General features: G+C 68.9%; 14 protein-coding genes and 1 tRNA gene. 8 read left to right on the top strand and 7 right to left on the bottom strand.

What is annotated here, in order from left to right; genetic code table 11:
* Positions 1-3 precede the first annotated feature (3 nt).
* Both A9976_RS11005 and A9976_RS11000 read right to left on the bottom strand, forming a co-directional pair.
* Positions 4-1,950: a PAS domain-containing sensor histidine kinase gene (locus A9976_RS11005; RefSeq protein ID WP_183019040.1), complete on the bottom strand. Its 1,947-nt coding sequence runs from the start codon at positions 1,948-1,950 to the stop codon at positions 4-6.
* An 86-nt stretch (positions 1,951-2,036) separates the two neighbouring features.
* The gene (locus A9976_RS11000; RefSeq protein WP_183019039.1) at positions 2,037-2,330 is read right to left on the bottom strand and encodes a DUF2789 domain-containing protein; all 294 of its coding nucleotides are present in this window, start codon (positions 2,328-2,330) and stop codon (positions 2,037-2,039) included.
* Positions 2,331-2,536: 206 nt separating this feature from the next.
* Between A9976_RS11000 and A9976_RS10995 the strand changes: the two genes are divergently transcribed.
* Positions 2,537-2,800: a hypothetical protein gene (locus A9976_RS10995; protein WP_063327954.1), complete on the top strand. Its 264-nt coding sequence runs from the start codon at positions 2,537-2,539 to the stop codon at positions 2,798-2,800.
* 80 nt (positions 2,801-2,880) lie between these two features.
* Here A9976_RS10995 and A9976_RS10990 read toward each other — a convergent pair whose 3' ends face one another.
* The 4 genes from A9976_RS10990 to A9976_RS10975 all read right to left on the bottom strand — a co-directional run bounded on the left by A9976_RS10990 (position 2,881) and on the right by A9976_RS10975 (position 8,046).
* On the bottom strand, positions 2,881-5,259 hold the full coding sequence (locus tag A9976_RS10990) for a TonB-dependent siderophore receptor (RefSeq protein ID WP_183019038.1): 2,379 nt from the start codon (positions 5,257-5,259) through the stop codon (positions 2,881-2,883).
* 212 nt (positions 5,260-5,471) lie between these two features.
* Entirely contained in the window at positions 5,472-6,431 is a 960-nt protein-coding gene (locus A9976_RS10985; RefSeq protein WP_183019037.1) for a FecR family protein, read from the bottom strand.
* On the bottom strand, positions 6,421-6,969 hold the full coding sequence (locus tag A9976_RS10980) for an RNA polymerase sigma factor (RefSeq protein ID WP_183019036.1): 549 nt from the start codon (positions 6,967-6,969) through the stop codon (positions 6,421-6,423). Before A9976_RS10980 ends, A9976_RS10985 begins: the two co-directional genes overlap by 11 nt.
* Before the next feature lie 120 nt (positions 6,970-7,089).
* Positions 7,090-8,046, bottom strand: coding sequence for a LysR family transcriptional regulator (locus tag A9976_RS10975; RefSeq protein WP_183019035.1), 957 nt, complete (start codon positions 8,044-8,046; stop codon positions 7,090-7,092).
* 106 nt (positions 8,047-8,152) lie between these two features.
* On the opposite strand from A9976_RS10975, the gene A9976_RS10970 reads away from it, so the two are divergent.
* Positions 8,153-9,370: an MFS transporter gene (locus A9976_RS10970; protein ID WP_183019034.1), complete on the top strand. Its 1,218-nt coding sequence runs from the start codon at positions 8,153-8,155 to the stop codon at positions 9,368-9,370.
* Positions 9,371-9,440: 70 nt separating this feature from the next.
* Here the strand turns inward: A9976_RS10970 and A9976_RS10965 are convergent, their stop codons facing one another.
* On the bottom strand, positions 9,441-10,484 hold the full coding sequence (locus A9976_RS10965; RefSeq protein ID WP_183019033.1) for a hypothetical protein: 1,044 nt from the start codon (positions 10,482-10,484) through the stop codon (positions 9,441-9,443).
* 485 nt (positions 10,485-10,969) lie between these two features.
* Here A9976_RS10965 and A9976_RS10960 point away from each other — a divergent pair.
* The 6 genes from A9976_RS10960 (at position 10,970) to A9976_RS10935 (ending at position 19,817) form a co-directional block, all read left to right on the top strand.
* Positions 10,970-11,059: transfer RNA gene (locus tag A9976_RS10960), tRNA-Ser, on the top strand.
* 373 nt (positions 11,060-11,432) lie between these two features.
* The gene (locus tag A9976_RS10955; protein WP_183019032.1) at positions 11,433-11,597 is read left to right on the top strand and encodes a hypothetical protein; all 165 of its coding nucleotides are present in this window, start codon (positions 11,433-11,435) and stop codon (positions 11,595-11,597) included.
* Between the two features lie 81 nt (positions 11,598-11,678).
* Positions 11,679-12,881: a non-hydrolyzing UDP-N-acetylglucosamine 2-epimerase gene (gene wecB / locus A9976_RS10950; protein WP_183019031.1), complete on the top strand. Its 1,203-nt coding sequence runs from the start codon at positions 11,679-11,681 to the stop codon at positions 12,879-12,881.
* Positions 12,882-12,960: 79 nt separating this feature from the next.
* The gene (locus A9976_RS10945; RefSeq protein ID WP_183019030.1) at positions 12,961-15,186 is read left to right on the top strand and encodes a hypothetical protein; all 2,226 of its coding nucleotides are present in this window, start codon (positions 12,961-12,963) and stop codon (positions 15,184-15,186) included.
* A 42-nt stretch (positions 15,187-15,228) separates the two neighbouring features.
* Positions 15,229-16,950, top strand: a complete 1,722-nt coding sequence (locus A9976_RS10940) for a glycosyl transferase family protein (RefSeq protein WP_183019029.1) — start codon at positions 15,229-15,231, stop codon at positions 16,948-16,950.
* Positions 16,947-19,817, top strand: a complete 2,871-nt coding sequence (locus A9976_RS10935; RefSeq protein WP_183019028.1) for an NfrA family protein — start codon at positions 16,947-16,949, stop codon at positions 19,815-19,817. Before A9976_RS10940 ends, A9976_RS10935 begins: the two co-directional genes overlap by 4 nt.
* The last annotated feature ends 21 nt before the right edge of the window (positions 19,818-19,838 follow it).

Below are 19,838 nucleotides of genomic sequence, written 5' to 3'. Positions count from 1 at the left end.
GGCTCACGCCCTCACCAACTGATGCAGCAACTGGCTCAGATCTTCCTGCGAATACGGCTTGGCCAGCCGCGCCATTCCAGGGGGCAGCGCCGGGATGTCTGCAAAGCCGCTGGCCAGGATGAAATTCAAGCCCGGGTACCGCTGCGCAATGTGTTCGGCCAGCTCGACGCCATTCATGCCCGGCATGGCGTAGTCGGAGATGACCACGTCAAAGCGTGCCTGGCGGGCGAGCAGGTCGACGGCCTCCTGCCCGGCGCTGAGGGCCGTGACATGGTGGCCCAGGTCCTCCAGCAGGGCCGAGGCGTTGGCCAGCACCAGCGGGTCGTCGTCCACCAGCAGCACGTGCATGGGCCCCACGTCCTGCATGCGCTGGGAGCCCAGGTGGCAGGCCGTGCTCTCGTCCTTGGAGACGGGCATCCACATCTCCACCGTGGTGCCGTTGCCCGGTGTGCTGTGCAGCACGAGCTTGCCGCCGGATTGGGCCACCAGCCCGTCCACCATGGCCAGGCCCAGGCCGGTGCCCTTGCCCACGCCCTTGGTGGTGAAGAAGGGCTCGACCACGCGGGACAGCGTCTGCTCGTCCATGCCCTCGCCGGTGTCCTCCACGCGCACGCAGACATACGAGCCTGCGGCAAGGCCCGCAAGCTGGCGCGGCAGCGTCGTTTCCACGGCAGCCGTGATCTTGATGACACCGCCGCCCGGCATGGCATCGCGCGAATTGCCCACCAGATTGAGGAGGCTGCTCTCGAACTGGCCGGGGTCGGTGAGGATGCGCGGCAGGTTGGCGGCCAGGGCCATCTTGAGAAAGATATGCGGGCCCGCTGCCTGCTGCAGCAGGCCTTGCAGGCCGGTCAGCAGCACGGCGACATCCACGGCCTCCGTCTTCAATTCCTGCTGCCTCGCAAAAGCCATCATGCGCTGGGTCAGCGAGGCGCCACGCTGGGCGCCGCGCGTGGCGGTCTCCACCAGCGCGCGCAGCCGCTCGTCGGGCGGCATGCGCTTGCGCAGCAGCTCCAGGCTGCTGAGCACCGCCATCAGCAGGTTGTTGAAGTCATGGGCCACGCCACCCGTGAAGCGGCCAATGGCCTCCATTTTCAAGGCCTGGCGCAGCTGGGCCTCGGCAGCCTTGCGCTCGGTCACATCGCGGGTGACCTTGGCAAAGCCGGTCAGCCGGCCGTCATCGTAGATGGCATCGATGACCACCGAGGCCCAGAAGCGCGAACCATCCTTGCGCACGCGCAGGCCTTCGGCCTCCATGCGGCCCGCGCTGACCGCCGTGCGCAGCCCCGCCTGCGGCAGGCCGGCCTGCCGGTCTTCCGGCGTGTAAAAGCGCGAGAAATGGGTGTTGAGGACCTCGTCCTCTTCATAGCCCTTGATGCGCTTGGCGCCCAGGTTCCAGCTCACGATGCGGCCTTCGGGGTCGAGCATGTAGATCGCATAGTCGGTCACGCTTTGCACCAGCAAGGCAAAGCTGCGCTCGGCGCTGGAAAGCGGGCTGGGCAACGGGGAGGACGGCGGGGAGGACGGCGGCGCTGCAGGCCGGTGCGCATCGGCCTCGCGCACGCACAAAAGCAACGCCGGGCTGCCGTCCAGCAGCCGTATGCGCGATGCGCTCGAAGCCACGGGCCGCTCGTGCCCTGAACAGGTCAGCAGCGGCCAGCAGTTGGCCTGCCGGGGCTGTGCGGCCTGGGCCGGCTCCCACTGGCGGCTTGCCCAGCCTGCACGCGCAGCCTGGGCAACGAAACGCTCCTCGAAAACGCAGCCCTCCAGCGCATCTCCCGAGTGGTCCAGCAGGCTGCGGGCCTGGCGGTTGCAGTGGGCCAGGCGACCATCGAGCCCAACGACAAAGACGGCATCGGGAAACGCATCCAGAACGGCGTGGCCCGGGTCAAGGGGCAAGAGAGCGTCGGAGCCTGGAGAGGCAGACGCCAGACCATTCGAGGTCAGCATGTGAGCGACTCCGTAGGCAAATGGGTTGAATGCGCCGCGAAAATTGTAAGCAGCACGGATTCATCGCAAGCGGTTGCATCACAGGATCAGGGACGCGCTTCCTGCTCGTGCTCGGAAGCCGCTGGGACAGGCACGGCGTCCAGGTCGGGCTCGGAATGCAAGGCCTCGCTGAGCTGGTCCACCACCAGCGCCCAGGTCGCGTCGGCATGCCACTGCTGCGAGAACAGGGCGCGTTGCGCATCGGTCCAGAACGGAGCGTCCACCAGCAGCGTGTTTTTCTCGAGGCGGTGCGAAAGAATGAACTGACGGATGCCCTCCGGGCTGGAGTCCAGTCCCAGCTGATCGAAGAGGTTGGTCATGGTGGGTTCGGCTGTGATCATGGTGTGTCCTTCTTGGGTGTGGCGTGGGTTGCTCCAAGGCTAGAAGCTCGGCCGGCAGCCCCATGTCGGACACCGAAGCAAGCTGCCGTCGGAAGCCCTTCTGCGCTTGGGCCGCAGTGCCCGCGCGCAGCACAGCCCTGCTCCTACAAGGCGGCACCAGCGGACTGGCGCACCATGCAGCCACCTCATCACAGGACACCTATTCCATGAAAAAACTGCTGCTTGCCACCGCCATTTCCCTTGCCTTCGCCGCAGGCCTGTCGCCCGCCCATGCCCAGGTGGGAAAGGCCGCCTCCGAAGCCGCCGACGCCGCGGACCACAAGGTGAAGGAAAAGCAGGCCGACGCCAAGGCCAAGGACAGCGGGCCGGTCGGCAAGGCCGTGAACAACGTCAAGTCGGACTACCACAAGAAGCGCTCCAAGCAGTCGGCAGACAACGCCAAGGAATCGCTGAAGAAGGCGACCGAGTAAACGGCAACGCCCCAGATGGACAAAGGCCCACTTGCGTGGGCCTTTGTCTTTTTGCAGAGGCCGGCGCTGCCGGCGCGGCCTCAGAAGCTGTGCCGCAGCGTCACCATCACATTGCGCGGCGCACCCGGCAGGTTCAGGTTGGGGCTGGTGCCGTGGGCCGAGACGATGTAGCGGCGGTCGAACAGGTTGCGCAGGTTCAGCTGCACCGTGGTGGCACGGCCGATGCGGTACTGGGCCATGGCGTCCACCACCGTGTAGGCGGGCAGCGTGACGGTGTTGCCGGGGTTGGCAAAGCGGTCGCCCACGTAGTTGAGGCCGCCGCCCACGGTCCAGGCATCGCCCAGGCGCTGGGTCAGCCAGACAGACAGGGAGTTCCTGGGCGTGATGGTGGCTCGCTTGCCCTGCACGGGCTGGCCGGCGTCCACGGTGGTGGATTCGGTGACCACGGCATCCAGGTAGGCGTAGCTGAAGGTGGCCTGGGTGCCGGGGCGCAGTTCGCCGGACAGCGACAGCTCCAGGCCGCGCGTGCGCTGCGTGCCGATGGGAATCAGTTGGGTGGGCTGGGCCGGGTTGGTGGTCTTGATGTCGGTGCGCTCCAGCTGGAACAGCGATGCCGTCGCCATGGCCTTGCCGTCCATCAGGTCCCATTTGCCGCCCACTTCATAGTTGGTGGTGCTTTCCGGTTTGATGGCGGCATTGATGGCCGACAGCGCAAACATCTCGGCCGAAGGCTGGTAGGAGCGGCTGACCGACAGGTAATAGGACTGCACGGCATCGGGCTGCCACACCAGGCCGGCGCGTGGGCTCCAGGTGGAGTCCGTGCGGTTGAAGTCGCTCTGGCCGGCCAGGCGGTTGTCGGTTTCCTGGCCGAAGCGGTCATGGCGCAGGCCCACCAGCAGCTTCCACTGCGGCGACAGCGTGACCTGGTCCTGCAGGTACAGGGCCCGCGTGAGGTAGCGGTTGAGCGTGCTGCCGCTCAAGGTGCCGCCGCCGTTGAGCGGGGCCACGGGCAGCACGGGGTTCCAGAGGTTCACGTTGGCCAGGGTGCCGCCGCTGTAGGACAGCGCATCCTTGTTCTGCTGGCCCAGCTCCAGGCCGTAGAGCACTTCATGCTGCACGCTGCCGGTGCTGAAATTCTGGATCAGCTCGGTCTGGTTGAAGATGCCGTGCTCGTTGCGGTCCACGCCCGAGCGGGTCAGCGCCACGGTGCCGGCCGCCTCGTTGGTGGTGCCGGCCGGCAAGGTGTTCTGGCGGTCCAGCTCGTAGTGGTAGTAGCGCAGCGCGTTGCGCACGCGCAGCGTGTCCGAGAAACGGTGGTTGAAGGTGGCGGTGAAGGAGCCCACGGTGGATTCGGAGGTGTCCGCATCGCGCGCATTGGCCGAGCCGTAGTAGGTGCCGGGCGCCACATCCACGGGGCGGCCGCGGTAGGCGGGAATGCCGAAGTCGGTGACGCGCTTGTCGCGCAGCAGCTCGGCCTGCAGCGTCAGCGAGGTGTTGCCGTCCGGCTTCCACATGACGGAGGGGGCGATGGTCTCGCGCTTGAGGAACTGCTGGCTGCGGTAGCTGTTGGCGTCTTCGGCGGCGCCGGTGACGCGCCAGGACCAGTCGCTGCCCTCGGGCGCGCGGCCCACGTCGAATTCGGCACGCTTGTCGGCCCAGCTTCCCACGCTGACGGCCACGTCGGAGACATTGACGCCCGGCTTCTTGGTCACGCGGTTGACCAGGCCGCCCGAGGAACCCCGGCCATAGAGCACGGCGGCCGGGCCCTTGACGACTTCCACGCGCTCGATGTTGGAGAGGTCGCGGAAATACAGCGCATCGTCGCGGAAGCCATCCACGAACTGGTCGCCGATGCTGGTGAAGCCGCGGATGCTGACCTGGTCGCGCTGGCCGTCGCCGTGCGACAGGCCGACGCCGGCCACGTTGCGCAGCGTGTCCTGCAGCGAGGTGGCGGCCTGGTCGCGCATGACCTGCTGGGGGATCACATTGATGGTCTGGGGCACGTCGCGCAGCGGCGCCTCGGTCTTGGTGCCACTGGCGGCCGAGGGGGCGTAGTAGGCCGTGTCCTCCGCGCGCGAGGCCAGCACGCGCACTTCTGCCATGACGGCGCCCGCCGCGCCGGAGCCGGCAGCCGGGCCGCCGCTGCGCTCCACGGTGAAGGTGCGCTCATCCTGCGCACGCACCTGCAGGCCGCTGCCGGCCAGCAGGCGCTGCAGGGCCTCGCGCACTTCCAGCGTGCCGCGCAGCGCGGGCGCCTGCAGGCCCTGGGCCACATCGGTGAGGAAGATGATCTGGGCGCCGCTTTGGCGCGCCAGCGCGTTCAGCGACTGGGCCAGCGGCTGGGCCGGCAGGTCCACGGCCAGGGGCTGGGCATGGGCCAGGCCGGCAATGCACAGTGCGGCGGCCAGGGCCGCCATGCGAAGGCGCGGCAGGCCGGTGACGGTAGCGGAAGGGTTCATGGCGACATCTCTCCTGAGGCGTTGGGTACGGAATACGGGGTACGGCGGTGGCGGCAGGCCCCTCCAGGGCCTGATCGGCCCCGGGCGCAATGCCGGTCTGCCTGTAAGCCGCTGCGGCGCGCAGGTTTGTACACATGGCCACGGAAAATTTCTGGATCAGGCCAGCGGCTGCAGGGACAACTGCCGGGCGGCCTACCTGCGCCTACCTGCGCCTACCTGTGGCGCGTGGAGATCAGCACGCGGCCGTCGTCCTCATGCCGCACCTGCACGGGGGCAAGGCGGGGCAGCAGGTCCAGCAACTGGTCGATACGGTCCAGGTCGAACTGCCCCGAGATGCGCAGCTGCGCCGCATGCCGGTCGGCCAGCACGATGGGTGCGCTGCGGTAGCGCTGCATCTGCGCCACGGCCTCGGACAGCGGCGTGCCGTCCAGCACCAGGCGGCCCTCCCGCCAGGCCAGGGCGGCCAGGGCAGCGGCGCCGTCGCCCGCCTCTGCCAGCACGAGCTGCGGCAGCGGCCGGCCGGCGCGCGTGCGCAGGTGCTGGCCGGTGGACAGCTGCACGGGCGCGCCGCCACCATCCATGGAATGCACGCGCACCCTGCCCTGCAGCACGGTGATGTCGGCACCATCGTCATGGCGGTGCACGCCGAACACGGTGCCGATGTCCTGCACCACCACGCCGCCGGCCTGCACGGTGAAGGGCCGCTGCAGCCAGGGCAGCCAGCCGTGCCAGAAGGCATGGGATACCTCGAAGGACGCCTCCCCCTGGTCCAGCACCAGGCGGCGAGAGCGCAGGTGCTGCGCCACTTGCACGCGCGAGCCGGTGTTCAGCCGCACCTCGCTGCCATCGGCCAGTTGCCAGCTCTGGCGCTGGCCCATGGCCGTGGCCAGGGTCTGGCGCTGCAGCGCGGGGTCGACCCAGAGCAGCAGCGCCAGCGCCGCCAGGGCCGCAGCCGTGCCTGCGCGCAGCGCCCTGCGCTGGCGCAGTTTCTGGCGCTGGGCGGCGGCCTGCTCGATTTCCTCGGGCGTGGGCAGGTGCCGGCGCAGCATGTCGGCAAAGGGGGCCAGGGCGTCATCGACAGGAAGATGGGCGCTGCGCCCCGAAGACTGCGCAGAAGCACCCTGGCGCGCGCTGCGCGTGCCGCCTGTGCTGCGCGTGATCTCAGGCGGCATGGTCGGCCGTGAGCACGGGCTGCACATCGCGCAGTGCACGCGCCAGATGGCGGGCCACCATGCCGCGCGAGATGCCCATGCGCTGTGCGGCCTCTTCCTGCGGCATGCCGTAGAGCTTGGTGAGGATGAAGGCCTCGCGGCTGGCCTGGGGCAGCTGCTCTATGGCCACCAGCAGCGCGCGCTGGCGCTGGGCGGCGGCCACGGCCAGCTCGGGCGGGGACAGCGGCATGGCTGCGGTGGGGGCAAGGCGCTCTTCCAGCTCGGCGCCATCGAAGGGCGTTTCGGGCCGGCGCGCCTGGGCCCGATGGCGGTCTATGGCCAGGTCGCGCGCCAGATGGCGCAGAAAGGCCAGAGGGTTGGCAATGCCCTGGGGAACGGGCCGCTCCATCAACCGCAGGCACAGCTCGTTGACGATTTCACGGGGCTGGCATTCATCGCCGAAGCGGTGGCGCAGGAAACCGACCAGTTCGTCATAGTGCTGCACCAGCTGGGCCAGCAGGGGCTCGGCGGGCGGTTGTAGCGTGGAGGGGGACGGCATGGAGGAAAAGCCAATCGCGAAGAAGATCGCAAATGATTCTTATTATCCTATGCAGTTGCCATGCTTACCGTTGGCAAACCGGGCGGTGACGCGCCGCCGCAACAGCGGCGGGCGAACGGCTCAGGGCAGCGGCGCGCGCATTCCGGTGAGTCCCGGCATGACCTCCCGCATGGCCGCGATGAAGGCGCGCAGCCGCGCCGGCTGGTGGCGCGCCGGCGGATACACCAGGTGCACGGGCAGCGGCGCGGCCTGCCAGTCCGGGGCCAGGTGCACCAGGCGGCCCGCCTCCAGATCGTCGCGCACGATCCAGGCCGATGCCAGGGCCGCACCCAGCCCGCCCAGGGCAGCGTTGCGCAGCGCATAAAGGCTGTCGGTGCTGAGCCGGGGCTCGAACTGCAGGCGCCAGGATTTGCACACCCGCTCATCGCCCACGCGGTGCAGTTCCAGCTCGCGCTGGTAGAAAGTGCGCAGCGCAATCCAGGGCAGCCCATGCAGCTCGCGCGGGTGCTGGGGCACGCTGCCCTGCCCCAGCAAGGCAGGCGCGGCCACGGCAATGCGCGGCACCTCGGCCACGCGCAGCGCGACCACCGATGGATCGACCACGGCGCCCACCTGCACGGCGCAGTCGATGCCCTCGGCAATGAAGTCCGGCTGGCGGTCATGCAGCAGCCACTCGACCTTGACGGCCGGATGGCGGCCCAGGAACTGCAGCAGCGGCGCCATGAGCTGGTCCTGGCCGAAGGCGTGGGGCGCGACCACGCGCAGCAGGCCGCGCGGCGTGTCCTGGGCGCCGCGCAGGTCGGACTCCAGCGCCCGCCATGTATCGAGCAGTTCGCGTGCGTGCGCCAGGCAGCGCTCGCCGTCGTCGGTCAGCGCCATGGCGTGGGTGGAGCGCCGCAGCAGGCGCAGGCCCAGCGCACGCTCCAGCGTCTGCAGACGCCGGCTGACCGTGGGCTGGGTGGTGGACATCTGCTGCGCGGCGGCCGAGAGACTGCCGCTTTCGACGATGCGCACAAAGGTCTGCAGCAGTTCGATGCGGTCTGCGCCCGAAGGCAGGGAGAGGTCGGCGATTGTCATACGCAAAGCGTATATCGATTCTGCGGACGCAGCCACTACCGTGGGTTGCTGCATCGCACCACACTACGGCCATCGCTTCTCAAACACGCCGTATCGGCGGATCAACATGTCTTGCATTCAATCTACGCATAACCAAGCGGCCAACGGCGAAAAGGCGTCCGGCGTGCCCCGCTCGCTGGTGCTGCTGATGGCGACCACGGCGGGCGTGGGCGTGGCCTCGCTCTACTACAGCCAGCCCATGCTGGGCGTGCTCGGCCCCGACCTGGACGCGGGCGAGCGCGCCGTGGGCTTCGTGCCCACGCTGACCCAGCTGGGCTATGCGCTGGGCATTTTGCTGCTGGCCCCGCTGGGCGACCGCATGGACCGCCGGCGCATCATCCTGGCCAAGACCGCCGCGCTGATGCTGGCCCTGCTGGCCAGCGGGCTGGCCCCGGGCCTGGCGCCGCTGCTGGCCGCCAGCCTGGCCGTGGGCCTGGCCGCCACCCTGGCGCAGGATGTGGTGCCGGCCGCCGCCACGCTGGCGCCCGAGCACCAGCGTGGCAAGGTGGTGGGCACGGTGATGACGGGGCTGCTGCTGGGCATTTTGCTGTCGCGCGTGGTCAGCGGGCTGCTGGCCGAGCATGGCGGCTGGCGCAGCGTCTACCTGCTGGCAGCCGCTGCCATGGCTGTGCTGGGGGCAGCCCTGTGGCGCGGGCTGCCCAGTTTCAGGCCCACCACGCAACTGGGCTATGGCGCGCTGCTGGGCTCCATGGTGCAGCTGTGGCGCGGCCAGCCCGCGCTGCGCCGTGCGGCCCTGGCCCAGGGCCTGCTGTCGGTGGCCTTCAGCGCCTTCTGGTCCACGCTGGCCGTGATGCTGCACCAGCAGTTCCACATGGGCAGCGCCGCAGCCGGCGCTCTGGGCCTGGCGGGCGCCGCCGGTGCGCTGGCCGCGCCGCTGGCAGGCCGGCTGGCCGACCGCAGCGGTCCGCAGCGCGTGACCTGCCTGGGTGCAGGCCTGGCCCTGGCGTCGTTTGCCCTGCTGGCACTGTCGCCCTGGCTGCCGGCTGCGGCCCGGCTGCCGCTGCTGGTGGCCAGCGCCATCGGTTTCGACTTCGGCATCCAGGCGACGCTGGTGGCGCACCAGACCCTGGTGTATGGCCTGGACCCGGCTGCCCGCAGCCGGCTCAATGCGCTGCTGTTCACGGGCGTGTTCATCGGCATGGCCTCGGGCTCGGCGCTGGGCACCCTGGCCCTGGGACAGTGGGGCTGGAGCGGGGTGGTGGCCCTGGCCTGCGCGGCTTCGGCGGCAGCACTGGCCGTGCGGCTGGCGGGCCGCAACCGCTGAACTTCTGCGGGCCGTTGGCAGGCATGTAGCTCCCCTCTTTCCGGTTGTCGATGTGGGCCGCAGCACCGGCTCAGCGGGCGGGCTCGGGTTTGCGGTCGGGTTTGCGGTCGGGTTTGCGGTCGGGTTTGTTGCCGGGCTTCAGGCCGGCATCCGGCAGCAGGTGCACCAATGGCACGGTGCGCGGCTGCAGACTGGCCGAGCAGGCACGCAGCCGCAGTGATTCGGCATGCGCCTGCGCCATATCCGCCGCCACCTGCACCAGGGCGTGGTGGGGCGCAGCGCCTGCGGGGCGTGTGCGCACGACCGAATAGGCGCCCAGGCAGTCGGACTGCTGCGCGCGTGCGGCACGCGCTGCGGCCACGCTGGCATAGCGCGCCGCCACCACGGCCTGCACGGCGGCCGGTGGTGCCGAGGCCTGCTCGGCAAACACCTGCCGGCCCTTGTTCCAGCGCAGGCTGCGGGTCTCGATCTGGTCGGGCGCATCGTCCTGCGGTGATGCATAGCGCACCAGCAACACCGGAATCCGGCCCGTGGGCGCCAGCACCCAGCTTTGGTAGTTGCCCTGGGGCTCGTCGTACTGCCAGGCCAGGTGCGGGCCCTGGGCGGTGGCGACATACAGCGCATGGCGGCGCTTGGGGTGGTCAAAGCCCCCCATCTGCGTGACCAGCAGCGCACGCGAGCCGCCCTGCACTGCGGGCAGGCGCAAGCTGCGCACGGCAGCGGTGACGGTGTCTTCTTCCTCTCCAGTCGTCCACACGCGCTCGAGGTGCTGGACCCCTGCTGCCGCAGACAGCGGATCACCCACGCCGTACAGCGGATCGGGCTGCGCCAATTGCGCCGGCCCCCTGGACGCAGGCCAGGACAGCGCCGCTGGCTGGCCCTGCTGCACACCGGCACGCACCAGCCTCAGCTCAAAGGGACAAGGCGCCGCCGCGCAGGCGGGCAGCGACAACTCATAGGCAGGCGCTCCCTTGGCCGTGCCCGAAGGCAGGCTTTCCAGCACCTGCCGCTGCGGCCCGGCAGCGAGCGCCGCCGCGGCGCCCAGCACAGCCACAAGGCTGAAGGCCGGTGCCCGCCATGGCAGCGCCCCGCCGCTGGGAAAATCGGAGCGCATTGAATGGTGAGCCATGGTGATAGCGGGTTTCTATGGATTGGGGCTGGGCTGTCGATACGCCGCAATACGGGAGGGATCAGCCGGAGATAAATTCATTTGCACAAAAATCAATCATATCAATGACTTACATGAAATTTACCCCAATTCCACAGCGCAAGGAAAATACCTTCTTGTATACATGGCGGCCCCCGGCATCTGCATCCATCGAATGCACGGGCTGAGGAAAAGCTGAATCAATGCGGATACGCCATGGTTTGCCAAGTGCCAATAGTGTGCACAGAGTAGTTTCTTGATGGACCCGCATCACAAGCCCGCCGGATTTCACGATATTGCAACCATTCACCACCCCAATTGACTCCCCGCTGAACGACCGGGCACTGCCTTGCCCGGTTGCACCTGCGAGGCGCACCCGGGCGCCCCCCATCGCAGCCGGTTCCAGCTTCTTACCGAGGCCACCCGAAATCACTGCTACAATCGCTGGCTTCGGAGAGGTGGATGAGCGGTTTAAGTCGCACGCCTGGAAAGCGTGTGTGGGCTAATCCCCACCGCGGGTTCGAATCCCGCCCTCTCCGCCATGCACCCAGCAAAACGGGCCCCTACACGGGGCCCGTTTTCGTTTCCGGGCCTGCTTGCGGCAAGGTTCATGCCCAGGCTTGCGCCCGCCGCGCCCACCCCTGCCCCTGCCTCGCGCACCGGCCGCACATCAGGGAAAGCGACAGGACAGGCGCCCGCTCCAAGCCTTGCGCAGACCCGCGGCAGGGCTTGCAATAGGCAGCAGTTGGCAGCAATAGGCAAGCGTCTGACAAGCACACCCTTGTTTCGGTGATGTACTAGCTGCAACAAAGCACCCAGGCGCGCAGCTTTGTGCAACAGCACCGGAGCGCGAAAGTGCATCCAGCCCCATGGCGCGCATGGCTTGCGGCGCTTGAGATTCGACGGAGGTTCCCAATGGAAAGCAAGGTCATCAAGCTCCCTCAAGTCCTCTTAACTTCCGTCAATTTCTCTCAATTGACGATAGTTTTCAATCGACTGCACCCAATCGATCGAGAATTCCAAAAACCCGCCGTATATTTCACACCGCTTTGCAGCCTGCCCGGCCCGTCTTCGGGCTGAGACGGGTCCCGTCCCTGCCGGGTACAGCGCAGCACAAGAACGCACAAGCGAAGAGCACGGGAAAACGCAAAAGGGGTTGGCATGAAGATTCTTTCGTTTTTCGGGACCCGTCCCGAGGCCATCAAGATGGCGCCACTGGTCACGGCCCTGTCGCAGACGCGGGGCATCGAGAGCGTGGTGTGCGTCACCGGCCAGCACCGGCAGATGCTGGACCAGGTGATGGATCTGTTCGGCCTGCGGGCGCAGCACGATCTCGCCGTCATGCAGCCCAGCCAGACGCTCAACGGCCTGTTCTCCCGCGTGGTGGCAGGTGCCGATGGCGTGCTGGAGCAGGAAAGGCCCGACTACGTGCTGGTGCACGGCGACACCAGCACGGCCACGGCCTGCGCGCTGGCGGCGTTTCACCGCCGCATTCCGGTGGGCCACGTGGAAGCCGGCCTGCGCACCGGCGATCTGGCCCAGCCCTTTCCCGAAGAGATGAACCGCCGCGTGGTCGATGTGGTCAGCCAGTGGATGTTTGCGCCCACGCCGACGTCGCGCGCCAACCTGCTGGGCGAGAACCTGCAGGGCCGCATCGCCGTGACGGGCAACACCGTCATCGATGCGCTGGCCACGCTGTGCGACCGGCTCGATGCCCAGCCCGAGCTGGCCCGCGCCATTGCCCAGCGCCATCCCTGGGTGGATGCGCAGCGCCCGCTGCTGCTGGTCACGGGACACCGGCGCGAGAATTTCGGCGAAGGCTTCCAGAACATCTGCGCTGCGCTGGCCGAGCTGGCGCAGCGCCATCCGGACCTGCTCATCGTCTACCCCGTGCACTTCAACCCCGCCGTGCGCGAAGTGGTCATGCGCACGCTGGGCGGCATGGACAACATCCGCCTCATCGATCCGCTGGACTATGTGGACTTCGTCTGGTTCATGCAGCGCGCCCACATCATCCTGACCGACTCCGGTGGCGTGCAGGAAGAGGCGCCCTACCTGGGCAAGCCCGTGCTGGTGATGCGCGACGTGACCGAGCGGCCCGAGGCCGTATCGGCCGGCACCGTGCTGCTGGTGGGCACGCAGCGCGCGCGCATCGTGGCCGAGGTCAACCGGCTGCTGGCCGATGAGGGGCACCACGCCTCGTTTGCGCGCCGCATCAATCCCTATGGCGATGGCCAGGCCTCGCAGCGCATCGTGCATGCCCTGCTGGGACAGCCCTTCGACGAGTTTGCCGCCGGCCACACAGGCGGCGCGGCCGTCCCGGGCATCGCGGCGGCCGTGACCAAGGGAATGGCGCCGGCCTGAACCACGCACGCACCACCCCGCGCACCACGTCCACGAAGCGCATTACGAATCGAGCACCGAAGTGAGAAAAGAGGCCCCCATGCAACCGACCATCCGCCAATCGCTTTCCCGCACCAGGGCCCGCTGGGCGCTGGGTTCGCTGCTGGGACTGGGCGCCCTGTTCGCGCAGACGGCATCGGCCTCGGCGCTGGGTGACGCCATACGCCAGCTGGGCGCCAGCGACGGGCTGCAGCGCAGCGTCACGCTCAAGGAGCTGGGCATCGTCGATCCCGTGGTGCTGGCCGGCACGGCCACCCAGGACTTCTACCTGCCCGTGCCGCGCGGCCTGCCGCTGGGCGATGCCAGCATTGCCTTCGATAGCCGCTACCTCAAGGGCGAGCCCGGTGTCTCGACCGTGGTGATCTCGCTCAACGGCACGCCCGCCGTGTCGCAGACCGTGCCCGATGGCGACGGCATGCTGCAGCGCACGCTGCCCGTCGCCCAGCAGGCCCGCGCCAGCGATTTCGTGCGGCTGGGCGTGAACTGGCGCAGTCGCAACGGACAGGTGCGATGCGATGACAACCATTCCCTGGCCAACTCCCTGACCATCTCGCCGCAGACACGGCTGAGCTACCGCGTGGACCCGCGCGATGTGCGCAGCATCGAAGATGTCTGGAACACCCTGCCCGTGCGCACCACCGTGCTGGTGGCGGGCCGGCAGCTGGAGCAGGCCTCGTTCGACAGCGCCTGGCGCATTGGCGCCAGCCTGCAGCGCAACAACAGGCGCATGACGGTGAACGCATTGCCCGCCGTGGGGGAAACGCTCGACCTGCGCGGCCTGGAGGTTCCCGCCGCCCTGGCCGGCGTGCCCGCCTTTGCCGCACTGCGCGGCGCCGAGCCCCGGCACAAGCTGGCCAGTGAGGCCGAACTGGGCGCGCTGCTCATGCTGGGCGCCGCCCAGGTCAGCGGAGACATCGTGGTGGCCGACAAGGCACTGCAGCAGCGCCTGACCTCCGCCTTCGCGGCCCTGCAGGCCCAGCTGGCGGCCGACCCCGATGCGGGCCAGGCCCTGCAGCAATGGCGCGCCCGGCGCGCACCGCTGGCCAACGAGGCGCTGGCCTCGCAGCAGTTGCGCGCCCTGCCCATGGGCCGCCAGATGGTGCTGGCCGTGGCCGCCGACGCGGGTGCGCGCGTGGCCGGCCTGCAAGAGGCCGCCCTGCAGCGCCTGCTGGTCAGCGACAACGTGACCGTGGCCGCGGCCCAGCCCCCGCAATGGGACGAGGCCAAGGGCATACGCCTGTCCAGCCTGGGCGGCAGCCCCGACAGCTTCGACGTGCTGTCGCGCGGCGACTGGACGATGAACTTCCCGCTGAGCGCCGTGGCCTCGCAGGGCCAGATGCCGGGCGAGATCACGCTGTACTTGGCCGCCGCCCCCGGCGCCTCGGCCACGCGCCCCGTGGCCACGCTGTTCTGGAACGGCATGCTGCTGTCGGCCCGCCAGCTGGAGGCCAACGGCCAGCCCGAACGCCTGAGCGCCCGTGTGCCCGGCTATGCGCTGGGCATCAACAACACCTTGCGGGTGTCCGTGCAGCGCCAGCCCTACTCGGCCGACTGCAACGAGATTCCCCAGCCCTACCCCGCCAGCGTGCTGCCGGCCATCAGCTACGTGACGCCCGGCAAGGCCGAGCCCAACGGCAGCTTCATCGGCCTGCTGCCGCTGCTGGGCGCCAAGTCGCAGTTGCTGGTGCCGGCCAGCTATCTGTCGGCGGCGCCGGCCGCGCTGGAGCGCATGGCCAACCTGGCGGCCGCCAGCGGCCTGTCGGCTTCGCAGGCCGAGCTGGTCGTGGCCCAGGCCGATGCAACGGCCAGGCCCTCCAGGCCCTTTGTCGCCATGGAAGTGCCGGTGGACGGCGCCAAGCCCCTGGTGACGGTGACGGACCGGCAGCAGTTGCGCATTCGCGGCAAGTCGGTGGACTGGCTGGACATCAAGGGACTCAAGCAATTGTCCTCGGCCGAAGTGGTCACAGCAGGCGGCCAGCAGGGCATTCTGTGGCATGCCATCGGCGAATGGACGGGCGGCCTGGGCGAGCCCTTCCTGCTCAATCGCGGCAACATCGCCGTGATCGGCGGCGACGGCCCGCTGGCCTGGGTGGACAGCAGCAATCCCGAAACCGGCATTCCGTCCGGCCCGCACGAAAGCGCCTTCCACGAATGGCGCAACTTCCTGTCCTGGAGCGTGCCGGGCATCGCCATCGCGCTGTTCGTGGTGCTGCTGCTGGTGGTGCTGGCCTGGGCGGTGGCGCGCAGCAAGCAGTCCAAGCACTGAGCCCGGCCTGGGCCACGACGACGACGGCATGAGGCGATCGCCATGATCTCTTCCCTCTACTGGCCCTACCTGGTGGCCGACTACTACCACGCGCTGGAGATCGTCAGCGCCGTGGTGGCCGTCGTCATCCTGCTGTCCAGCATCGACGACCTGTTCATCGACGCCTGGTACTGGGTGCGCGAAGCCTGGCGCGCGCTGACCGTGAAGCGGCGCTACCAGCCGCTGAAGACGCAGCAGCTGCTGGAGGTCGAGGAAAAGCCGCTGGCCATCATGGTGCCGGCCTGGCTGGAGTACGACGTGATCGCGCCCATGCTGGAGAGCATGGTGGGCACGCTGGACTACAAGAACTACATGATCTTCGTCGGCACCTACCGCAACGACGAACGCACCAAGAACGAGGTCGAGCGCATGCGCCGGCGCTACCGCCAACTGATCCGCGTGGAGGTGCCCCACGACGGCCCCACCTGCAAGGCCGACTGCCTCAACTGGATCGTGCAGGCCATCTTCCAGCAGAACACGCTGCAGCCCGAGCCCTTTGCCGGCGTGATCCTGCACGACAGCGAGGACGTGCTGCATCCGCTGGAGCTCAAATACTACAACTACCTGCTGCCGCGCATGGACTTCATCCAGCTGCCCGTGACCTCGCTGGAGCGCGAGTGGTACGAGCTGGTGGCCGGCACCTACATGGACGAATTCGCCGAATGGCACACCAAGGACCTGGTGGTGCGCGAGAGCATGTCGCACATGGTGCCCTCGGCCGGCGTGGGCACCTGCTTTTCGCGCAAGGCGATGGAGGAGCTGGCCGCCGAGACCCACAACCAGCCCTTCAACACCGACACGCTGACCGAGGACTACGACATCGGCGCACGGCTGGCACGCCGGGGCATGAAGCAGATCTTCGGCAAGTTCCCCGTGGACTACGTGATACGGCGCAAGCCGCTGTTCGGCCTGGGCAAGGAAAAGGTCTCCACGCTGACCATGCCGCTGGGCATACGCGAGTTCTTTCCCAACACCTTCAAGACCGCCTACAGGCAAAAGGCGCGCTGGACGCTGGGCATCGGCCTGCAGGGCTGGAGCCAGGTCGGCTGGGCCGGACCGCTGTCCACCAAGTACCTGCTGTTCCGGGACCGCAAGGGGCTGGTGACCTCCTTCGTGGCCATCCTCGCCTATCTGCTGCTGCTGAACTTTCTGCTCTTCCTGCTGGCCGACCACATGGGCTGGTGGACGGTGTACTACCCGTCCCTGTTCGCTCCCAATGGCTGGCTGGTGACGCTGATGAGCGTCAACGTCATCGCCCTGCTGCTGCGAGTGGTGCAGCGCGCCTGGTTCGTCTCTCGCCTGTACGGCTGGGAGCACGCCTTGCTGTCCATCCCGCGCATGGTCATCGGCAACTTCATCAATGCCATGGCGGCAGCGCGCGCCTGGAAACTGTTCATCGTCCACCTGGTCACGGGCAAGCGGCTGGCCTGGGACAAGACCATGCACGACTTCCCCTCCACCGACCAGCTGAGCCACCAGCGCCAGCGCCTGGGCGAGCTGCTGCTGTCCTGGCAGGCCATCGACGAAACCCGGCTGGCCAGCGCGCTGGAGATCCAGCGGCGCGAACGCCGCCCGCTGGGCGCCATTCTCATGGAGCAGGGCTGGCTGGACGAAGCCACGCTGCACGAGGCCATCAGCTTCCAGCAGGGGGAGCCCACCGACCCCACGGTGCATCCCGACATTCCCGCACAAGGCATTCCAAGCACTCCAAGGGCCGGCACATGAAGCATCTCGCTCCCCTCGTTCGCCCTCTCACGCTGGCCGCGCTGCTGGGCGCCGGCTGGAGCACGCCGCCGGCCTGGCCGCAGGCCGTGGCGGCCGTCAAGGCCGAGGCGCCCCTCAGGGGGCGCGCGTGGCAACTGGCCAACCAGGCCTATGCCCACTACCAGGCCGGCCGCTTTGCGCGGGCCGCGTCCGCCGCCGCATCGGCCGTACAGCTGCGCCCCGACCTGCTGCGCCTGCGCATGCTGCTGGTCTACTCGCTGCAAAAGCAGGGCAAGAACGAGGAAGCGCTCAAGGCCATCGCCTCGGCCCGTGCCGCCGGGCTGGACGAGGCCACGCTGCAGCAGGCCGAAGCCAATGTGCGGGCGGCGGCCGCAGGCGGGGCGGCGGCGGGCGGGCCCGCCGGGGCCACGGCTTCCGAGGCCTACAACAAGGCTTTTCCCATCGCCACGCAGGCCTACACCGACTACAACGCCAAGAGCTACGCGGACAGCGCACGCAGGGCCGAGCAGGCCTTTCGCCTGGACCCCAGCCAGGGCCAGTGGGCGCTGCTGTGGATAGGCGCGCTGGAGGCGCAGGAGCAGCTGGGCGCCGCCATCGAGGCCGCAGACGCCGCCCTGGCCCTGGACCCTCCCAACAAAAGCGACCTGGTGGCCAAGCGCCAGACCCTGCGCCGCAGCCAGGCCGTGCTGCCGGCGCAAAAGGCCTACCAGGCGCTGATCGCCAACAACCCGGCGCAGGCCGTGCCCTTTGCGCGCGAAGCGGTGGCGCTGGCGCCGGGAACGGCATCGCACCGCCTGCTGCTGATCACCTCGCTGCTGCTGGCCGAGCAATTGCCCGATGCGGAAAAAGCCGCAGACGAGGCGCTGGCGCAGGACAACGAGGACACGGCCGCGCTGGGCATGCGTGGCTACATCCGCCAGCGCCAGGGCAAGACCGCGCAGGCCAACGAGGACTTCGACGCCGTGCTCAAGCAGGACTGGCTGGACGACAAGCAGTCCGCCAACCTGCGCCTGATCGCGGCCGACGCAGCCCTGGCCGCTGGCGACGCGGCGCGCGCCCGCGCACTGCTGGCGCCCATGCCGGCACAGGATGAAGCCGTGGCCCGCCGCCTCAAGCAAGCCGATGACCTGCGCCCCGGCCGCGACACGCCCATGGTGGCCGATACGCGCGGCGCCTCGCAGACCCTGGCCATGGCCGACTACCCGCCCCCGCTGCAGGACTGCCGCGACACGCCCTATGGCACGGTTTGCGAGCTGCAGCCCTCCGACGCCCAGGGTGCGGGCGGCCCCAGCGCACAGGCCTATGCAGCCTACGCACGCCAGGACTACAAGGCCGCCATCGACCAGGCACGCATGGCGGTGGAACAGGACCCCGACAACCCGCAGTTGCAAAAGCTGCTGACCACCACGCTGGCAGCCGGCAACCGCGACCAGCAGGGCCAGGCCCTGCTGCGGCTGGACAAATCCCTGTCGCTGGCCCCCGACGATGCCCAGTTGCTGATGCAGCGCGGCTACCTGTACTCACGCCTGGAAGAACCGGCCAAGGCGCTGCAGGACTTTCGCGCCGCCCGCGCCACGGGCGAGGCGCCAGCGGGCGCCATGCTGGACGAAGGCTATGCGCTGGCCGGCACCGGCGACAGCCGGGGCGCCGTGCGCACCTTCAAGGAAGCCATCGACCTGGACGACGCCGGCACCGCCAAACTCACGCCCGGCCAGCGCGAAAACGCACGCAGCGCCGTCTCCGGCTACGCGCGCGAATGGGGCGCCATCGTCTCCATGGGCTACCGGGGTGCGCGGCCTGCGGGGCGCGCGTTCTCGGACGGCATCCTCACGCAGGCGGGCGATGCGGTCTTCGGCACGGCCGAAGCCTACTGGCGCCCGTCCAACTTCCTGAACTCGTCCACCCGCATCTTCGATGTCTACGGGCGACTGGGCAGCACCTTGCATGACGGCGGCGGCACCACGCTGGGCCAGAGCGCCATCGACCCCTGTACCGGCCTGCCCATCAACGTGCAGGCGGGCGACAACCGGGGCATCTCTGGCCTGCCCACCACCACGGGATCACTGGGCATGCGCTTCACGCCGTCCACCAAGTACGCGCTGACCTTCGGCATAGAGCGCCAGTTCAACCTGGGCACGGCCACGCGCTCGGGCTTCATCACGCCTGAATCGCCCCAGCTGCGCTGCCTGATGAGCGGGCGCGATCCGCTCAACCCCACGGGACCGGCGCTGGGCAACCCGATATCGGCCAAATACAGCGCGGGCGCGGGCCAGGGCGGCTGGCTGGCCTATGTCACCCACGGCTTCTACGAGGGAACGGGCCGGCGCACGGACCGCTCCAGCTGGTTCACCATGGAGGGCTACAGCCAGGCCGGCTATGCCAACCAGAGCATGGCCTCGCGCTTCACGTTGACCGACCAGACCAATGGCGCCCTGGTGGGCGACGGCTCGGGCCGCTACAAGCGCGAGCAATGGTTCTTCTCCACCGAGGCCCGCATCGGCCGCAGCTTCCGTGCCGATGGCATCAACCAGGGGCTGGTGATCTTTCCGTTCGGCGTGGTCGCGGCCGACTGGATCAAGCAGAGGAACCGCGTCGATGTGCGCTCCCTGCAGGCCGCCCCGGGCGCCACGCCCACCGCAGCCCAGTTGGCCGCCCAGCAGGGGCAGACGCTGGCCCTGCAAGGCAATGGCAGCAGCTGGTCGGCCAGCGCCGGCGTGGGCGTCAGCCTGCGCCAATGGTTCCGCGAAAGCCACTACAGCACGGCCCAGTCCTATCTGGACTGGTCCATGCAGTACCGCTTCAACATCGGCGGCGGCCAGGCCGACCGCGCCAAGGGCCTGTTCATGACGCTGACGCTGTCCTATTGAAAGCCCTGCCCCGCCGCCGCC

Source organism: Delftia sp. UME58 (genome assembly GCF_014170385.1).
Taxonomy (GTDB): domain Bacteria; phylum Pseudomonadota; class Gammaproteobacteria; order Burkholderiales; family Burkholderiaceae_C; genus Comamonas; species Comamonas acidovorans.
Note: the sequence above shows the minus strand (reverse complement) of the source record. Positions and strands in the feature narration are given on the sequence as shown.

Coding starts and splice junctions, on each gene's coding strand:
- A9976_RS10935 (WP_183019028.1), top strand. CDS start 16,947: ATGAAGCATCTCGCTCCCCTCGTTCGCCCTCTCACGCTGGCCGCGCTG.
- A9976_RS10990 (WP_183019038.1), bottom strand. CDS start 5,259: ATGAACCCTTCCGCTACCGTCACCGGCCTGCCGCGCCTTCGCATGGCG.
- A9976_RS10965 (WP_183019033.1), bottom strand. CDS start 10,484: ATGCGCTCCGATTTTCCCAGCGGCGGGGCGCTGCCATGGCGGGCACCG.
- A9976_RS10945 (WP_183019030.1), top strand. CDS start 12,961: ATGCAACCGACCATCCGCCAATCGCTTTCCCGCACCAGGGCCCGCTGG.
- A9976_RS10940 (WP_183019029.1), top strand. CDS start 15,229: ATGATCTCTTCCCTCTACTGGCCCTACCTGGTGGCCGACTACTACCAC.
- A9976_RS10995 (WP_063327954.1), top strand. CDS start 2,537: ATGAAAAAACTGCTGCTTGCCACCGCCATTTCCCTTGCCTTCGCCGCA.
- wecB (WP_183019031.1), top strand. CDS start 11,679: ATGAAGATTCTTTCGTTTTTCGGGACCCGTCCCGAGGCCATCAAGATG.
- A9976_RS10980 (WP_183019036.1), bottom strand. CDS start 6,969: ATGCCGTCCCCCTCCACGCTACAACCGCCCGCCGAGCCCCTGCTGGCC.
- A9976_RS10955 (WP_183019032.1), top strand. CDS start 11,433: ATGGAAAGCAAGGTCATCAAGCTCCCTCAAGTCCTCTTAACTTCCGTC.
- A9976_RS11005 (WP_183019040.1), bottom strand. CDS start 1,950: ATGCTGACCTCGAATGGTCTGGCGTCTGCCTCTCCAGGCTCCGACGCT.
- A9976_RS10985 (WP_183019037.1), bottom strand. CDS start 6,431: ATGCCGCCTGAGATCACGCGCAGCACAGGCGGCACGCGCAGCGCGCGC.
- A9976_RS10970 (WP_183019034.1), top strand. CDS start 8,153: ATGTCTTGCATTCAATCTACGCATAACCAAGCGGCCAACGGCGAAAAG.
- A9976_RS11000 (WP_183019039.1), bottom strand. CDS start 2,330: ATGATCACAGCCGAACCCACCATGACCAACCTCTTCGATCAGCTGGGA.
- A9976_RS10975 (WP_183019035.1), bottom strand. CDS start 8,046: ATGACAATCGCCGACCTCTCCCTGCCTTCGGGCGCAGACCGCATCGAA.